Source organism: Bacillus sp. 205(2023) (genome assembly GCF_037027485.1).
GTDB lineage: Bacteria > Bacillota > Bacilli > Bacillales > Bacillaceae > Bacillus > Bacillus halotolerans.
In genome coordinates, this window is the sequence record NZ_JAXCHF010000021.1 from 1 (window position 1) to 15,685 (window position 15,685).

Genomic DNA, 15,685 nt, shown 5'->3' on the forward strand with positions numbered 1-15,685 from the left:
ATGTCACACCTGTTATCTAGTTTTGAGAGAACACTCTCAATTGTTTGGTGGCGATAGCGAAGAGGTCACACCCGTTCCCATGCCGAACACGGAAGTTAAGCTCTTCAGCGCCGATGGTAGTCGGGGGGTTCCCCCTGTGAGAGTAGGACGCCGCCAAGCAAAAGGGTAAAACCCAGCTCATTGAGCTGGGTTTTTTGTTTATATATATTGTTGCAGGAATTTCAAAACGTATTTGGGAAATTTGTTTTCCGTTACCATTAAAAACTGCTGAATTAACACGTAATCATCACTGACATGCTGTGTTAACAGCTCATACCACCATTCTGTCTCATACCTCGCAATCATTCCTATGTTGTACAAAATTAAATAATGGATTGTTATTTCCGGAAGTTTAAGAAACTGATCTCGTTTAGAAGGAATATAATATTGTCTTTTGTCCAAATCAAATAATAGGCTGATTGACGTCCATGGATTTATGTCTTGCCGCGAAAGATGGAACAGCAGGTCATCTTTATCTTTCTTCAAAAAGGTCCATTTAAAATGATGAGACATATATTCAACAAATCGTGAATCAGACATCTTATAATGAATGACGATATCCTCTGGTATAGAAACCATGTCTTTTTCCTTCTCAACCTTTGTAATAAAGCATTCCTTTTTCTGAAATTGAAAAATATCACTTAATTCTGGTATAGCGGCTAATAACTTTTTCATAGTATACCGTTCATCTTCTATACCTGATTGACCAAATAAGTGTTTCATGAAGTGCATACATAAACCGTTGCGTTGTATTTTCACTTCATCATCGCTAAAACAATAATTTTGCTTCTTTCTTTTACGTGCTGTGACGCCATGTGCGAGAACGGATGTATGGCTTGGGTAGTGAGGGTCCTGTGTGATGAGACATGCTTTGATCAGCTGTGACATCCCGTAGAATAAAAGTATCGGTTTGATTTCTAAAGGCGAGCAAGAGGCTTGCTTATAGAATGATTCAGCATGCTTCAAGAAAAAAATAAACCGCTCGCTGTTTTTAAAAGAGTTCCGTTTCGCCTCATCTGCACCATTTAAGACATAGACTTTTTCTAGAAATTTCTGGGTTGATTCTACGGAGTAAAATAGCGCTAAGTCTTTCCAATCATGATATGTCATATGTATTTCTAATTCCTTTCCGTTATCTAAATATTTCAACTCTTTTTCGGTTCCTTGACATGCTCTTGGCTTGTTGATAATCTACATATAATATTTTGCCGAAAAGAGGGGGATTTACTAATGTGGGAAAGTAAATTTTCAAAAGAAGGCTTAACGTTCGACGATGTGCTGCTTGTACCAGCTAAGTCAGAGGTACTTCCGCGTGATGTGGATTTATCTGTTGAACTTACAAAGACGTTAAAGCTGAATATTCCTGTCATCAGCGCAGGTATGGACACTGTAACAGAATCAGCAATGGCGATTGCAATGGCTAGACAGGGCGGCTTGGGCATCATTCATAAAAATATGTCGATCGAGCAGCAGGCTGAACAAGTTGATAAAGTAAAACGCTCTGAACGAGGCGTTATTACAAATCCCTTCTTTTTAACTCCTGATCACCAAGTTTTTGATGCGGAGCATTTGATGGGGAAATACAGAATTTCCGGTGTTCCGATTGTAGATAACAAAGAAGACCAAAAGCTTGTCGGTATTATCACTAACCGTGACCTTCGTTTTATTTCTGATTACTCAATGAAAATCAGTGATGTCATGACAAAAGAAGAACTTGTCACTGCACCGGTTGGAACGACTTTAGACGAAGCTGAAAAGATTTTGCAGAAACATAAAATTGAAAAGCTTCCACTCGTTGATGATCAAAATAAATTAAAAGGTCTTATCACGATTAAAGACATTGAAAAGGTTATCGAGTTCCCTAACTCTTCTAAAGACATTCACGGCCGTTTGATCGTTGGTGCGGCAGTTGGCGTAACTGGTGACACGATGACACGCGTGAAAAAGCTTGTAGAAGCCAATGTGGATGTCATTGTTATCGATACAGCACACGGGCATTCTCAAGGCGTGTTAAACACAGTGACAAAGATCCGTGAAACGTATCCTGAATTAAATATTATCGCTGGAAACGTAGCAACAGCTGAAGCGACAAAAGCACTCTTCGAAGCTGGTGCTGATGTTGTCAAAGTAGGAATCGGACCTGGTTCAATTTGTACTACTCGTGTGGTAGCAGGTGTTGGTGTACCTCAAATCACAGCGATTTATGACTGTGCGACTGAAGCAAGAAAACATGGCAAAACAATTATCGCAGACGGCGGAATTAAATTCTCTGGCGATATTGCAAAGGCATTGGCAGCCGGCGGACATGCTGTTATGCTTGGAAGCTTGCTGGCAGGTACGTCAGAAAGCCCTGGTGAAACTGAAATCTACCAAGGCAGAAGATTCAAAGTATACCGCGGTATGGGATCTGTGGCTGCAATGGAAAAAGGAAGTAAAGACCGTTACTTCCAAGAAGAAAATAAAAAATTCGTTCCAGAAGGCATTGAAGGACGTACACCTTACAAGGGACCAGTTGAAGAAACAGTTTATCAGCTAGTCGGCGGTCTTCGTTCTGGTATGGGATATTGCGGATCTAAAGATCTTCGCGCTTTAAGAGAAGAAGCTCAGTTCATTCGTATGACTGGTGCAGGCCTTCGTGAAAGCCATCCGCATGATGTACAGATTACAAAAGAATCACCGAACTATACAATTTCATAAATAAATTGTTACAAATTAAAAACATTTGACAGGGTCTCTGACTCTGTCTATTTTTTTTATACCGATTATGATAAAATTTATACTGTTGTGCATTGAAAATGTCCTTAACGGCTTAATTATAGATGAAGAAAAATGAAATACGGAGGTCGTACGATTGAACATCAAGAAATGTAAACAGCTATTGATGTCATTGGTTGTTTTAACCCTGGCCGTAACTTGCCTGACTCCAATGTCAAAAGCAAAGGCTGCCAGCGATCCAATTGATATCAACGCATCAGCTGCTATTATGATCGAAGCTTCTTCAGGTAAAATTCTTTACAGCAAAAATGCAGAGAAAAGACTGCCAATTGCAAGCATGACAAAAATGATGACAGAGTATCTGTTATTAGAAGCAATTGATGAAGGCAAAGTAAAATGGGATCAAACCTATACGCCTGATGACTATGTGTATGAGATTTCCCAAGATAACAGTTTATCAAACGTTCCTCTTCGGAAAGACGGCAAATACACAGTAAAAGAACTTTATCAAGCGACAGCAATCTATTCTGCAAATGCGGCAGCAATTGCCATTGCAGAAGTTATTGCGGGCTCTGAAACAAAGTTCGTTGAAAAAATGAATGCAAAAGCAAAAGAACTGGGATTAACAAATTACAAATTTGTTAATGCAACAGGTCTTGAAAACAAAGATCTTCACGGCAAGCAGCCTGAAGGGACAAGCGTAGATGAAGAAAGTGAAGTTTCTGCTAAGGATATGGCTATTCTTGCAGATCACCTGATTACTGACTACCCTGAGATTTTAGAAACTTCCAGCATCTCAAAAATGAAGTTCAGAAAAGGCACAGATGATGAAATGGACATGCCAAACTGGAACTTTATGCTGAAGGGTCTTGTCAGCGAGTACAAAGGTGCAACTGTAGATGGACTGAAAACAGGTTCTACTGACTCTGCGGGTTCATGTTTCACAGGAACTGCTGAAAGAAACGGAATGCGTGTCATCACTGTGGTGTTAAACGCAAAAGGCAACATTCACACTGGCCGTTTCGATGAAACGAAAAAAATGTTTGATTATGCTTTCAACAATTTCTCTATGAAAGAAATTTATGCTGAAGGCGATCAGGTAAAAGGCCATAAAACCATTTCTGTAGATAAAGGTAAAGAGAAAGAAGTAGGCATTGTCACAAGCAAGGCATTTTCTCTTCCTGTCAAAAATGGTGAAGAAAAGAATTACAAAGCAAAAGTCACTTTAAACAAAGACACTTTGACTGCCCCTGTGAAAAAAGGGACGAAGGTTGGGAAACTGACTGCGGAATATACAGGTGATGAAAAGGACTATGGATTCCTTAACAGCAGCCTGGCAGGTGTAGATCTTGTGACGAAAGAAAATGTAGATAAAGCAAACTGGTTTGTTTTAACAATGCGCAGCATCGGCGGATTTTTCGCTGGTATCTGGGGAAGCATTGTTGATACAGTAACTGGCTGGTTTTAATGAATTGAAAGAGCTCTGATTGATGTTAGGGCTCTTTCGCTTAATATACTGAAAAAACCCAATTTTTAATAAAAAATGATTTTCAAAGCCCTAAAAACCGAATAAAATAAGTTATATCCATATGAATTATTGGATTTCTAGGATACAATAAGAAATAGAAATCATATACTATACCTTGATTAGGGGGACCAAGAAATGGCTCAAACAGGTACTGAACGTGTAAAACGCGGAATGGCAGAAATGCAAAAAGGCGGCGTCATCATGGACGTCATCAATGCGGAACAAGCGAAAATTGCTGAAGAGGCTGGAGCTGTCGCTGTAATGGCGCTAGAACGTGTACCAGCTGATATTCGTGCGGCTGGAGGAGTTGCCCGTATGGCAGACCCTACAATCGTGGAAGAAGTAATGAATGCTGTATCCATCCCTGTAATGGCAAAAGCGCGTATCGGACATATTGTTGAAGCGCGTGTGCTTGAAGCTATGGGTGTTGACTATATTGATGAAAGTGAAGTTCTGACTCCGGCTGACGAAGAATTTCATTTGAATAAAAATGAATATACAGTTCCTTTCGTGTGCGGCTGCCGTGACCTCGGCGAAGCAACACGCCGTATTGCTGAAGGCGCTTCTATGCTTCGTACAAAAGGTGAGCCTGGAACTGGTAATATCGTCGAAGCTGTTCGCCATATGCGCAAGGTAAACGCTCAAGTGCGCAAAGTAGTTGCAATGAGCGATGATGAGCTGATGACGGAAGCGAAAAATTTGGGAGCGCCTTATGAGCTGCTTCAACAAATTAAAAGAGACGGTAAACTTCCTGTCGTTAACTTTGCGGCTGGCGGCGTAGCGACTCCTGCTGATGCGGCACTTATGATGCAGCTTGGCGCTGACGGTGTATTTGTTGGTTCTGGTATCTTCAAATCAGACAATCCTGCAAAATTCGCAAAAGCAATTGTGGAAGCGACAACTCACTTCACTGATTATAAATTGATTGCAGAGCTTTCAAAAGAGCTTGGAACTGCAATGAAAGGGATCGAAATCTCAAATTTACTTCCAGAACAGCGTATGCAAGAACGCGGCTGGTAAGAATATAGGAGAGCTGCGACATGTTAACAATAGGTGTACTAGGACTTCAAGGAGCAGTAAGAGAGCATATCCATGCAATTGAAGCATGCGGTGCAGCTGGACTTGTTATTAAACGCCCAGAGCAGCTAAACGAAATCGATGGTTTAATTTTGCCGGGCGGAGAAAGCACGACAATGCGCCGTTTAATTGATACGTATCAATTCATGGAGCCATTGCGTGAGTTTGCTGCTCAGGGAAAACCGATGTTTGGGACATGTGCCGGTTTAATTATTTTAGCAAAGGAAATTGCCGGTTCAGATAACGCTCATTTAGGTTTGCTGAATGTAGTTGTTGAACGGAATTCGTTTGGCCGGCAGGTTGACAGCTTTGAAGCTGATTTAACAATTAAAGGGCTGGACGAACCCTTCACTGGTGTATTCATCCGTGCGCCGCATATCTTGGAAGCCGGTGAAAATGTTGAAGTGCTTTCTGAGCATAACGGACGCATTGTTGCGGCTAAACAGGGTAATTTCTTGGGCTGTTCGTTCCATCCGGAGCTGACAGAGGATCATCGAGTGACAAGGCTGTTCGTTCAAATGGTCGAGGAATACAAGCAGAAAGCCCTTGTATAAAACAGTTGAAAGCTGTGGAAACTTATAGTACATTATAAACACAAATAAAGATCGAAAAGCGTTGATAGGAACTAGTAGGAAGCCTCTCTTTCTAAGAGAGCCGATGGTTGGTGCGAATCGGTGAAAGATGCTGTCTGAATCCATCCTTGAGCGAAATGCTGAATGAAGTAGGCATTTACGGGATAACCGTTATGTGTGAAAGCGGAAAACAAGTCTATGGCTTGTTTTCAATCAGGGTGGCAACGCGAGAGCTCTCGTCCCTTTCATGGGGATGAGGGCTCTTTTTATTTTCGATAATTCAATGAATTTAATGAAAAAAAGGAGTGTTTCGCATGCTTGATACGAAAATGCTGAGAGCAAATTTTCAAGAAATTAAAGCAAAGCTTGTACACAAAGGCGAAGACTTAACAGATTTTGATAAGTTCGAGGAGCTTGATGATAAAAGAAGAGAGCTTATCGGAAAAGTAGAAGAACTAAAAGGAAAACGGAATGAAGTATCCCAGCAGGTAGCTGCTTTGAAACGCGAGAAAAAAGACGCGGATCACATCATTAAAGAAATGCGTGAAGTCGGCGAGGAAATTAAAAAACTTGATGAAGAATTAAGAACAGTAGAATCTGCGCTTGAGACCATTCTTCTTTCAATCCCGAATATTCCGCATGAATCAGTGCCAGTCGGTGAAACGGAAGATGATAACGTAGAAATCCGGAAATGGGGCGAAACACCTTCATTTGCACATGAGCCAAAACCGCATTGGGATATTGCTGATGAGCTCGGCATTCTTGATTTTGAACGTGCTGCGAAGGTAACAGGAAGCCGCTTCGTGTTTTATAAAGGCTTAGGTGCTCGTTTGGAGCGTGCGCTTTATAACTTTATGCTTGACCTTCATGTGGATGAGTATAACTATACTGAGGTCATCCCGCCTTATATGGTAAACCGCGCAAGCATGACGGGAACAGGACAGCTTCCAAAGTTCGAAGAGGATGCGTTTAAAATCAGAGAAGAGGATTACTTCTTGATTCCGACTGCTGAAGTGCCGATCACAAATATGCATCGGGATGAAATTCTGTCAGGTGACAGCCTGCCGATTAATTATGCGGCATTCAGTGCCTGCTTCCGTTCAGAAGCTGGTTCAGCAGGGCGCGATACACGCGGATTAATCCGTCAGCACCAGTTTAATAAAGTGGAGCTTGTGAAGTTTGTAAAGCCGGAAGATTCTTATGATGAGTTAGAAAAACTAACAAACCAGGCTGAGCGTGTGCTCCAGCTGTTGGAACTTCCATACCGTGTAATGAGCATGTGTACGGGTGATTTAGGATTTACGGCTGCGAAAAAATACGATATAGAAGTTTGGATTCCGAGCCAAGACACATATCGTGAAATTTCTTCTTGCAGCAACTTCGAAGCGTTCCAGGCCAGACGTGCGAACATTCGTTTCAGACGTGAAGCGAAAGGCAAACCAGAGCATGTACACACATTGAACGGCTCAGGTCTGGCAGTCGGAAGAACAGTTGCCGCTATTTTAGAAAATTATCAGCAGGAAGACGGAAGCGTCATTATACCAAAAGCGCTTCGTCCTTATATGGGAAATAGAGAAGTCATCAAAGCGTAATGCGGAGAAGGTGTGCCTGATAAGGCACGCCTTTTCGCTATTTGAATTAAACATTTTCATAAAAACAAAAAAAGTTTTTAAAAATGCTTGACCATCATAAAACATTCATGATATAGTAAGTCTTGTCGATACGGAGGAATACCCAAGTCCGGCTGAAGGGATCGGTCTTGAAAACCGACAGGGGTGTCAAAGCCCGCGGGGGTTCGAATCCCTCTTCCTCCGCCATATTGATTTTAATTCTAATGAAACTCAAGCATATATTGGAGATTGTTTTGTCCGTTGCATCGTTCGCAACGGATTTTTTCATATCATAAAAAAGTGAATCTCAGGTCATGAGATTCACTTTTTTTTCGTTTCATGAATGACAGTTGCGATTTGATCAACAATGTTCTCGATAGAACTTTCATCATTCTTCAAGTCATAATCCTCAATACGGATTTTAAGGACAGGGCAAGCGTTAAAACCGCTGATCCAGTTTTCGTAACGCGTGTGCATTTCTTCCCAATAAGATCGATCTGTTTGAAGCTCCATTTCACGTCCGCGTTCTTCAATCCGGGCTAATATGTTTTCCAGATCGCCTTCTAAATAGATCAGCACATCAGGATGCGGGAAATACGGTGTCATGACCATTGCTTCAAACAGGCTTGTATAGGTTTTATAATCAATCTTTGACATTGTCCCTTTGTCAGCGTGCATTTTTGCAAAAATCCCAGTATCCTCATAAATAGAACGATCCTGTACAAACCCTCCGCCGGCTTCAAAAATATTTTTCTGTTCTTTGAATCGTTCAGCTAAGAAGTAGATTTGCAGATGGAAGCTCCAGCGTTCAAAATCATGATAGAATTTTTCTAAGTATGGGTTATGATCGACTTCCTCAAGAGAGGTTTTAAAGCCAAGCCGTTTAGCCAATGCTCTTGTTAAAGTGGATTTTCCGACACCTACTGTTCCTGCTACTGTAATGATTGAATTCTTAGGGATATGATGTTCCTTCATTTTATAAGCTCCTTTACATGGGCGGCAATACGTTCAAAATCGCTCTTATTCAAAACGAAATCCTCTGAATCGCCATCTATTGTTAACACCGTAAGATCTGGGTCTGCTTCCTGCAGTTGCTTGATGGCGATGTCATAATCTGCGATCAGCTGCTCCAAATAGCTTGTTTCAATCTTTTTCTCAAAGGGACGCCCGCGTTTTTCAATGCGGTGTAACAATGTGGGCAGACTTGCCTTTATGTAAATGATGAAATTTGGTTTTGGAAGATCATCGGTAAGAAGATGAAAAATCTTTCTGTATTTGTTGAGCTGCTGTTCTGACAGCGTTCGTTCCGCAAAGATCACATTTTTGTAAATGTGATAATCAGCTATCACAGGCTGTCCTTCATTTAAAAAGTGATGGCTGGTATCCTCAAGCTGTTTGTACCTGTGACAAAGAAAAAACATCTCAAGCTGGAAGCTCCATTCCTCTATGTTGTCATAAAACTTATCAAGGTATGGGTTATCCTCAACAATCTCACTGATCATAGGGAATCCAAGCTCTTGTGAAAGCATCGTCGCGAGCGTTGTTTTTCCTGCCCCGATAGGACCTTCAACTGCGATAAAAGGGGCTGTATTCATTGGAATCCTCCTTATTTCTAAAAAACGTCCGTCAATTGCTGACCTTCATATTGTATCACAACCCTTGGATTCCCCTATGAAAAAAAGACGTTTCCAAATTAACGGAACGTCTTTTTGACAACTTGAAATTGATCAGAAAGCAGCAGCCAGTTTTGAGGAAAGGAAAGCCCCAGCTTCCAGTAGCTGATCCCTCTTAAATTAAGCTCTTTAATCAGATTGAATTTGGCCTGAATCGAACGGGCGTCTTCAAACCATACCTCGTGCCTTTTGTTTTCTGCATCAGTATAGCGGAAGAAGGGGGCTTGGGCGGTTTGGTCATACTGGATGTCGGCATTGTTTTGATCGGCTATGGCAATGGCTTGCTGAGGGCTTATTGCTCTTGCCGGAGTTCCTCCTGCTGTATAAGGAAGTGTCCAGTCATATCCATATAAATTCTGCCCCATGACAATTTTATTGGCGGGCATTTCGGTTAAAGCATATTCAATGACGTTCCGAACAGGTCCTATTGGAGAAACGGCTTGAGCCGGTCCGCCGCTGTATCCCCATTCATATGTCATGAGAACAACGAAGTCTACAATTTGGCCATGTGCTCTGTAATCATGGGCTTCGTACCATCTGCCCTGCTGTGTTGCGCTTGTTTTAGGGGCAAGCGCCGTAGAAATTTCAAAGCCTTCTTGATGAAAAAGATCCCTTGCCTCGCGGAGAAATTGATTATATGCCTCCCTGTCCTGGGGCCGTAAGTATTCAAAGTCAAAATGAATAGCGCGGAAGCCATATCTTCTGGCATTCTCGACTATTTCATTCAAAAGTCTTCTTTTCACAGTATCGTCGTTCAAAAGGATCCGGCCGAGCTCATCGCTGAATGCCTGGTTTTCTAGGTTCGTTATAATCATCATCAGTGTCGTGCCTTGATTCTCTGCAATGCTTCTTAAATTCGTTAAAGGCGGTGCGACTAAGGTTCCATCACGCTGTGCCTGGAAACTGAATGCCCCAAGGTACGTTAAGTAGGGTGATGCTTCTCTGGCCGCCTGCTGGAGATTTTCGCTGACTTGATTTCCGCGGGGCTCCAAATAAGCGCTTGATTCGATGTCTCTTTTTGGAACTGGAGGAATGTATAAACGGAAACCAATCTGCAGTACGGTATTTAACTGGATGCGGTTCACCCTGGCAAGCTCAGCTGCTGTTGTATTAAATTGCTGTGCGATGGATGTCAGGGTATCACCTTGTTGAACATCATAAAACTGGCCAGCTATTGGAATGACAATGGTTTGTCCGACAACAAGGCTATCGGGATTCGGTATTTCATTCGTTTCTGTGATTTCGTTTGCAGTTGTTCTGTATTGTGAAGCGATAGCAGAAAGAGTGTCGCCTTGTTTCACCACATAAATTTGAATGAAAAACGCCTCCTTTCATATCGCTACAATGTATGAAAGGAAAGCGCTAATCATGTTTGTTTTTCTGTAATTTGTTCTTCCGTTGTGATTTCTGCGAAAAGAACATTTTCCATCATGGTTAGAGCGAATTCATTGTCCTTATCGCTGTTAGAAGCAATGCAGTCCTTAGGTATTGTAATGCTGTATTCTCTCATGTAAGCATCATTAGCAGTAAACAGCACGCATATATTTCCCGCTATCCCTGTTAAGACAATGCGTTTCACCTGTAATTCAGTCAGGAGGGTATGGAGGGCTGTTTCATAAAAAGCGGAGTGTTTCGGCTTGATTAAAAAATAGTCGGCATCCTCGGGCGATATCTTTTCGATAATGGCCTTGCTTTTCTCGTTTTCACATTCTTGCTGGATATTTTGGATATCCGCTTGCCAAAGCCCGTAATGATCATTAATGTATATAATCGGCCAGTCATTTTGTCTTGCGTGCTTTTTTAATGATAAAATGTGAGGAACGATTTTTTCTGTTTTGTTGGCGAGGCTTTCTCCCATATCAAATTCAAAATTATTAATCATGTCTACAATGAGAAGAGCTGTGTCTGCTTTAGACATCGACAGTCTCCTTTCTGTTTAAGTTATAGTTAATATGTAGCCTTTTTAGGTAAGGAAAAAACTTTGAAAAGAGAGCTAATCTGATGAATCAAGATGAACTTTATATGAAAGAAGCAATAAAAGAAGCGGAAAAAGCTGAAGCGAAAGGCGAGGTACCGATCGGAGCCGTGCTTGTCGTGAATGATAAAATCGTGGCACGCGCGCACAATTTAAGAGAAACAGAGCAGCGGTCTATCGCTCATGCGGAAATGCTTGTGATTGATGAAGCGTGCAAGTCACTTGGAACATGGAGACTGGAAGGCGCAACACTTTACGTTACCCTTGAGCCTTGTCCGATGTGTGCCGGAGCCGTCGTGCTTTCACGCGTGGAGAAAGTGGTATTTGGCGCATTTGATCCAAAAGGAGGCTGTTCAGGCACGTTAATGAACCTTCTTCAGGAAGAACGCTTTAATCATCAGGCTGAAGTGGTGAGCGGTGTGCTGGAGGAAGAATGCGGAGGAATGCTCAGTGCATTTTTCAGAGATCTGAGAAAAAAGAAGAAAGCTTCTAGGAAAAACTTGTCTGAGTAGTAAGGTTGCAATTTTTAGGGGAAAAGGATATACTTATGTGTGCATCATCATAGATGCGACATAAAATTTGATATTTATTTTGCCGTGCTAAGCGGGGAGGTAGCGGTGCCCTGTACCCGCAATCCGCTCTAGCGGGGCCGAATCCCTTCTCGAGGTTCGTTTACTTTAAGGTCTGCCTTAAGTAAGTGGTGTTGACGTTTGGGTCCTGCGCAATGGGAATTCATGAACCATGTCAGGTCCGGAAGGAAGCAGCATTAAGTGAAACCTCTCATGTGCCGCAGGGTTGCCTGGGCCGAGCTAACTGCTTAAGTAACGCTTAGGGTAGCGAATCGACAGAAGGTGCACGGTAAATCAATCATCAAATTTTCAAACTCACCTAATATTAGGTGAGTTTTTTGTTATGTAAAAGAGCTTTTGGAATCGATACACGGTTCATGTATAATGGGAATGATGAATAACGGAGGAGGGCGCACCCGTGAGTTACCAAGCTTTATATCGAGTATTCAGGCCTCAGCGCTTTGAAGATGTGGTCGGGCAAGAGCACATTACAAAAACGCTTCAAAATGCCCTTTTGCAAAAGAAATTTTCTCATGCTTATCTGTTTTCCGGGCCAAGGGGTACGGGAAAAACCAGTGCGGCCAAAATATTTGCCAAAGCTGTCAACTGTGAACACGCTCCTGTTGATGAGCCATGTAACGAATGTGCAGCCTGTAAAGGGATAACAAACGGGTCCATATCCGATGTCATAGAAATTGACGCCGCTTCTAACAATGGTGTTGATGAAATTCGTGACATCCGCGACAAAGTGAAGTTTGCCCCATCGGCCGTCACATATAAGGTATATATCATAGATGAGGTGCATATGCTTTCTATCGGCGCCTTTAATGCGTTATTAAAAACATTAGAAGAGCCGCCTGAGCATTGTATTTTCATTTTAGCAACGACAGAACCGCACAAAATTCCTTTAACCATTATCTCCAGATGTCAGCGTTTTGACTTCAAGCGAATTACATCCCAAGCGATTGTCGGACGTATGAACAAAATAGTTGATGCTGAAGAGCTGCAGGTTGAAGAAGGGGCGCTCGACATTATTGCGAGTGCTGCAGATGGCGGTATGAGGGATGCTTTGAGCCTTCTTGACCAGGCAGTCTCATTCAGCGGCGACGAGCTAAAAGTTGATGATGCGCTTCTGATTACCGGAGCAGTTTCTCAATTATATATAGGAAAGCTTGCGCAATCTCTGCATGAAAAACATGTTTCTGAAGCTTTGGAAACATTGAATGAGCTGCTTCAGCAAGGGAAAGACCCGGCGAAGCTGATAGAGGATATGATTTTCTATTTCAGGGACATGCTGCTGTTCAAAACAGCTCCTGGCTTAGAGGGTGTACTGGAAAAAGTAAAAGTCGATGAAACGTTCCGTGAATTGAGTGACCAAATTCCGACCCAGGCGATATATGAAATGATTGATATCCTGAACAAGAGCCACCAGGAAATGAAATGGACGAATCATCCCCGTATCTTCTTTGAAGTGGCTGTGGTGAAGATTTGCCAAACGTCTCATCAACCAGCTGCTGCAGACCTGCCTGAAGTTGATATGCTGATGAAAAAGATCCAGCAGCTTGAGCAAGAAGTAGAACGGCTCAAAACAACCGGCGTAAAAGCAGCGGCGGAAAGTCCGAAAAAAGAAGCGCCGCGTGCGCCAAAAGGCGGGAAATCCAATTACAAAGCGCCGGTAGGCAGAATTCATGAAATTTTGAAAGAAGCAACGAGGACGGACCTTGATCAGCTCAGAAGCAGCTGGGGCAAGCTTCTGGCTCACCTGAAACAGCAAAATAAAGTATCACATGCTGCGCTGCTGAATGACAGTGAACCTGTGGCTGCCGCTTCTTCGGCATTTGTACTGAAATTCAAATATGAAATACATTGTAAAATGGTCGCCGAGGATAACAATGGTGTCCGGTCTAATCTTGAACAGATTTTAGAATCTATGCTCGGAAAAAGAATGGATTTGATTGGCGTTCCAGAAGCACAATGGGGTAAAATAAGAGAAGAATTTTTAGTAGATCATCAGCAGGAAAATGAAGGATCAAATGAGCCGGCTGAAGAAGACCCGCTTATTGCAGAAGCGAAAAAGCTTGTCGGAGCGGATTTAATTGAAATAAAAGACTAACAAAATGAAAGAGAGTGGATAATATGCGTGGCGGAATGGGAAATATGCAAAAAATGATGAAACAAATGCAAAAAATGCAAAAGGATATGGCCAAGGCTCAAGAAGAGCTTGCAGAACAGGTAGTTGAAGGAACTGCAGGCGGCGGTATGGTAACAGTTAAAGCAAACGGCCAAAAAGAAATTCTGGATGTCATCATTAAAGAAGATGTAGTTGACCCGGAAGATATCGAAATGCTCCAGGACTTAGTGCTTGCTGCAACGAATGAAGCCTTGAAAAAAGTTGACGAGATCACAAACGAAACAATGGGTCAATTTACAAAAGGAATGAACATGCCAGGTTTGTTCTAGGGGGATAAAAGAAAATGCAATATCCTGAACCAATATCAAAGCTGATCGACAGCTTTATGAAATTGCCAGGGATCGGACCGAAAACAGCGGTCCGTCTGGCTTTTTTTGTTCTAGGTATGAAAGAAGATGTGGTATTAGATTTTGCGAAAGCGTTGGTAAATGCGAAACGCAATCTGACATATTGCTCAGTTTGCGGGCATATTACAGATCAGGACCCTTGTTATATATGTGAAGATTCACGAAGGGATAAGTCCATTATCTGTGTTGTGCAAGACCCTAAGGATGTTATTGCTATGGAGAAAATGAAAGAATACAACGGCCAGTATCATGTTCTCCACGGCGCCATTTCTCCAATGGACGGCATCGGACCAGAGGATATAAAAATACCAGAATTGTTAAAACGATTACAGGATGATCAAGTGACAGAAGTGATTCTCGCAACAAACCCTAATATAGAAGGGGAAGCAACAGCGATGTATATATCAAGGCTCTTGAAGCCATCTGGTATTAAGCTCTCCCGTATTGCCCACGGACTGCCCGTCGGCGGTGACTTGGAATATGCTGATGAGGTCACTCTTTCTAAGGCACTTGAAGGAAGACGTGAATTGTAAGGGAGGAAAAAGCGATCCATGGGTTTTCTTCGCAAGAAAACATTGAGAAGAGAGTTTGATGAAAAACTAATCGAGCAGCTTTTTAAGCAAAAGGAAGAGTGGAACAGGCAAAAGAAGCTGGTTGAAAAAAGCCTTGAACCATCAGCTGAGGTTTTATGCGAGCTGAAGGTAGCTGAAGCAAAGTATTTTTTTTACTTGAGGGAAGCGAAACAGCGGAATTTGAAAATCAGCCGGTGGAAGTAAGTGGTCTAAACTCCTGGATCTTCTCATAAGCTTGTACTAGAACAAGTGAAGGGGATGAGAAGATTCATGGAGCCTATTTTTATTATAGGGATTATTTTAGGACTAGTTGTTCTTCTATTTTTATCAGGTTCGCCTGCAAAGCCTTTAAAGTGGATTGGTATAACTGCTGTTAAATGTGTAGCGGGTGCTTTGTTGCTGGTATGTGTGAACATGTTCGGAGGCAGCCTCGGCATCCATGTGCCGATTAATATTGTCACAACAGCCATAAGCGGAATCTTGGGCATACCGGGAATAGCAGCATTAGTAGTGATTAAGCATTTTATTATTTAATTCATGTTATATGTTGACTTTAAGACGTAAGGGTGTTATTCTAATATACGTCGCTGATGACGGATAAGCTTTTTAAAGAAATTACGAAAAAAGTTGTTGACGGAAACGGCGTAAAATGTTATGATTATAAAGTCGCTTAAAGAGCGGCAACAAAGTTCTTTGAAAACTAAACAAGACAAAACGTACCTGTTAATTCAAGTTTTATTATAAAATCGCACAGCGATGTGCGTAGTCAGTCAAACTACTTTATCGGAGAGTTTGATCCTGGCTCAGGACGAACGCT

Annotated in this window: 16 protein-coding genes, 1 tRNA gene, 1 rRNA gene, 1 other RNA gene and 1 other annotated feature; of the genes, 14 read left to right on the forward strand and 5 right to left on the reverse strand. The window is 42.1% G+C overall.

Translation table 11 applies throughout. The features are described 5' to 3' along the window. Positions 1-43 precede the first annotated feature (43 nt). Positions 44-159, forward strand: a 5S ribosomal RNA gene (gene rrf / locus WA325_RS20915). A 39-nt stretch (positions 160-198) separates the two neighbouring features. Here the strand turns inward: rrf and WA325_RS20920 are convergent. Then, positions 199-1,149 carry a YaaC family protein gene (locus tag WA325_RS20920; RefSeq protein WP_336184158.1) on the reverse strand — a complete coding sequence of 317 codons (951 nt, stop codon included), beginning with the start codon at positions 1,147-1,149 and terminating at the stop codon, positions 199-201. 120 nt (positions 1,150-1,269) lie between these two features. Between WA325_RS20920 and guaB the strand changes: the two genes are divergently transcribed. The 6 genes from guaB (at position 1,270) to WA325_RS20950 (ending at position 7,748) form a co-directional block, all read left to right on the forward strand. Then, entirely contained in the window at positions 1,270-2,736 is a 1,467-nt protein-coding gene (gene guaB / locus WA325_RS20925; RefSeq protein WP_024123587.1) for an IMP dehydrogenase, read from the forward strand. Between the two features lie 154 nt (positions 2,737-2,890). Then, positions 2,891-4,222: a D-alanyl-D-alanine carboxypeptidase gene (dacA, locus tag WA325_RS20930; RefSeq protein ID WP_024123588.1), complete on the forward strand. Its 1,332-nt coding sequence runs from the start codon at positions 2,891-2,893 to the stop codon at positions 4,220-4,222. Positions 4,223-4,417: 195 nt separating this feature from the next. Then, positions 4,418-5,302, forward strand: a complete 885-nt coding sequence (gene pdxS / locus WA325_RS20935) for a pyridoxal 5'-phosphate synthase lyase subunit PdxS (protein WP_024123589.1) — start codon at positions 4,418-4,420, stop codon at positions 5,300-5,302. A gap of 20 nt (positions 5,303-5,322) precedes the next feature. Then, a complete protein-coding gene (gene pdxT / locus WA325_RS20940; protein ID WP_336184154.1) occupies positions 5,323-5,913 on the forward strand; it encodes a pyridoxal 5'-phosphate synthase glutaminase subunit PdxT in 591 nt (196 codons plus the stop codon). A 52-nt stretch (positions 5,914-5,965) separates the two neighbouring features. Further along, positions 5,966-6,178: a binding site (T-box leader), on the forward strand. 67 nt (positions 6,179-6,245) lie between these two features. Further along, the gene (gene serS, locus WA325_RS20945; protein WP_336184155.1) at positions 6,246-7,523 is read left to right on the forward strand and encodes a serine--tRNA ligase; all 1,278 of its coding nucleotides are present in this window, start codon (positions 6,246-6,248) and stop codon (positions 7,521-7,523) included. A 132-nt stretch (positions 7,524-7,655) separates the two neighbouring features. After that, positions 7,656-7,748 (forward strand) — tRNA-Ser (locus tag WA325_RS20950). 114 nt (positions 7,749-7,862) lie between these two features. Here the strand turns inward: WA325_RS20950 and dck are convergent. The 4 genes from dck to WA325_RS20970 form a co-directional block, all read right to left on the reverse strand. Then, complete coding sequence (dck, locus tag WA325_RS20955) at positions 7,863-8,516, reverse strand: deoxyadenosine/deoxycytidine kinase (RefSeq protein ID WP_029441179.1); 654 nt, start codon at positions 8,514-8,516, stop codon at positions 7,863-7,865. After that, a complete protein-coding gene (gene dgk, locus WA325_RS20960; protein ID WP_044153628.1) occupies positions 8,513-9,136 on the reverse strand; it encodes a deoxyguanosine kinase in 624 nt (207 codons plus the stop codon). The genes dck and dgk overlap by 4 nt, the downstream gene beginning before the upstream one ends. 98 nt (positions 9,137-9,234) lie before the next feature. Beyond that, complete coding sequence (locus WA325_RS20965) at positions 9,235-10,518, reverse strand: glycoside hydrolase family 18 protein (protein WP_336184156.1); 1,284 nt, start codon at positions 10,516-10,518, stop codon at positions 9,235-9,237. A 62-nt stretch (positions 10,519-10,580) separates the two neighbouring features. Then, positions 10,581-11,132 carry an isochorismatase family cysteine hydrolase gene (locus WA325_RS20970; RefSeq protein ID WP_010332741.1) on the reverse strand — a complete coding sequence of 184 codons (552 nt, stop codon included), beginning with the start codon at positions 11,130-11,132 and terminating at the stop codon, positions 10,581-10,583. A gap of 83 nt (positions 11,133-11,215) precedes the next feature. Here WA325_RS20970 and tadA point away from each other — a divergent pair, with 83 nt between their 5' ends. The 7 genes from tadA to bofA all read left to right on the forward strand — a co-directional run bounded on the left by tadA (position 11,216) and on the right by bofA (position 15,402). Then, entirely contained in the window at positions 11,216-11,701 is a 486-nt protein-coding gene (gene tadA / locus WA325_RS20975) for a tRNA adenosine(34) deaminase TadA (protein WP_105955732.1), read from the forward strand. A gap of 82 nt (positions 11,702-11,783) precedes the next feature. Then, an RNA gene (ffs, locus tag WA325_RS20980) (signal recognition particle sRNA large type) lies at positions 11,784-12,048 on the forward strand. Positions 12,049-12,176: 128 nt separating this feature from the next. After that, positions 12,177-13,871 (forward strand): DNA polymerase III subunit gamma/tau, encoded by a 1,695-nt coding sequence (dnaX, locus tag WA325_RS20985; protein WP_336184157.1) that lies wholly within the window; start codon positions 12,177-12,179, stop codon positions 13,869-13,871. A 23-nt stretch (positions 13,872-13,894) separates the two neighbouring features. Then, positions 13,895-14,218, forward strand: a complete 324-nt coding sequence (locus tag WA325_RS20990; protein ID WP_014112282.1) for a YbaB/EbfC family nucleoid-associated protein — start codon at positions 13,895-13,897, stop codon at positions 14,216-14,218. Positions 14,219-14,232: 14 nt separating this feature from the next. Beyond that, positions 14,233-14,829: a recombination protein RecR gene (recR, locus tag WA325_RS20995; protein ID WP_024123598.1), complete on the forward strand. Its 597-nt coding sequence runs from the start codon at positions 14,233-14,235 to the stop codon at positions 14,827-14,829. Positions 14,830-14,847: 18 nt separating this feature from the next. Next, entirely contained in the window at positions 14,848-15,072 is a 225-nt protein-coding gene (locus tag WA325_RS21000; protein ID WP_024123599.1) for a YaaL family protein, read from the forward strand. Positions 15,073-15,138: 66 nt separating this feature from the next. Then, positions 15,139-15,402 (forward strand): sigma-K factor-processing regulator BofA, encoded by a 264-nt coding sequence (gene bofA / locus WA325_RS21005; RefSeq protein ID WP_024123600.1) that lies wholly within the window; start codon positions 15,139-15,141, stop codon positions 15,400-15,402. The last annotated feature ends 283 nt before the right edge of the window (positions 15,403-15,685 follow it).

Coding starts and splice junctions, on each gene's coding strand:
- WA325_RS21000 (WP_024123599.1), top strand. CDS start 14,848: ATGGGTTTTCTTCGCAAGAAAACATTGAGAAGAGAGTTTGATGAAAAA.
- WA325_RS20920 (WP_336184158.1), bottom strand. CDS start 1,149: ATGACATATCATGATTGGAAAGACTTAGCGCTATTTTACTCCGTAGAA.
- guaB (WP_024123587.1), top strand. CDS start 1,270: ATGTGGGAAAGTAAATTTTCAAAAGAAGGCTTAACGTTCGACGATGTG.
- pdxT (WP_336184154.1), top strand. CDS start 5,323: ATGTTAACAATAGGTGTACTAGGACTTCAAGGAGCAGTAAGAGAGCAT.
- bofA (WP_024123600.1), top strand. CDS start 15,139: ATGGAGCCTATTTTTATTATAGGGATTATTTTAGGACTAGTTGTTCTT.
- pdxS (WP_024123589.1), top strand. CDS start 4,418: ATGGCTCAAACAGGTACTGAACGTGTAAAACGCGGAATGGCAGAAATG.
- serS (WP_336184155.1), top strand. CDS start 6,246: ATGCTTGATACGAAAATGCTGAGAGCAAATTTTCAAGAAATTAAAGCA.
- WA325_RS20970 (WP_010332741.1), bottom strand. CDS start 11,132: ATGTCTAAAGCAGACACAGCTCTTCTCATTGTAGACATGATTAATAAT.
- recR (WP_024123598.1), top strand. CDS start 14,233: ATGCAATATCCTGAACCAATATCAAAGCTGATCGACAGCTTTATGAAA.
- tadA (WP_105955732.1), top strand. CDS start 11,216: ATGAATCAAGATGAACTTTATATGAAAGAAGCAATAAAAGAAGCGGAA.
- dgk (WP_044153628.1), bottom strand. CDS start 9,136: ATGAATACAGCCCCTTTTATCGCAGTTGAAGGTCCTATCGGGGCAGGA.
- dck (WP_029441179.1), bottom strand. CDS start 8,516: ATGAAGGAACATCATATCCCTAAGAATTCAATCATTACAGTAGCAGGA.
- WA325_RS20990 (WP_014112282.1), top strand. CDS start 13,895: ATGCGTGGCGGAATGGGAAATATGCAAAAAATGATGAAACAAATGCAA.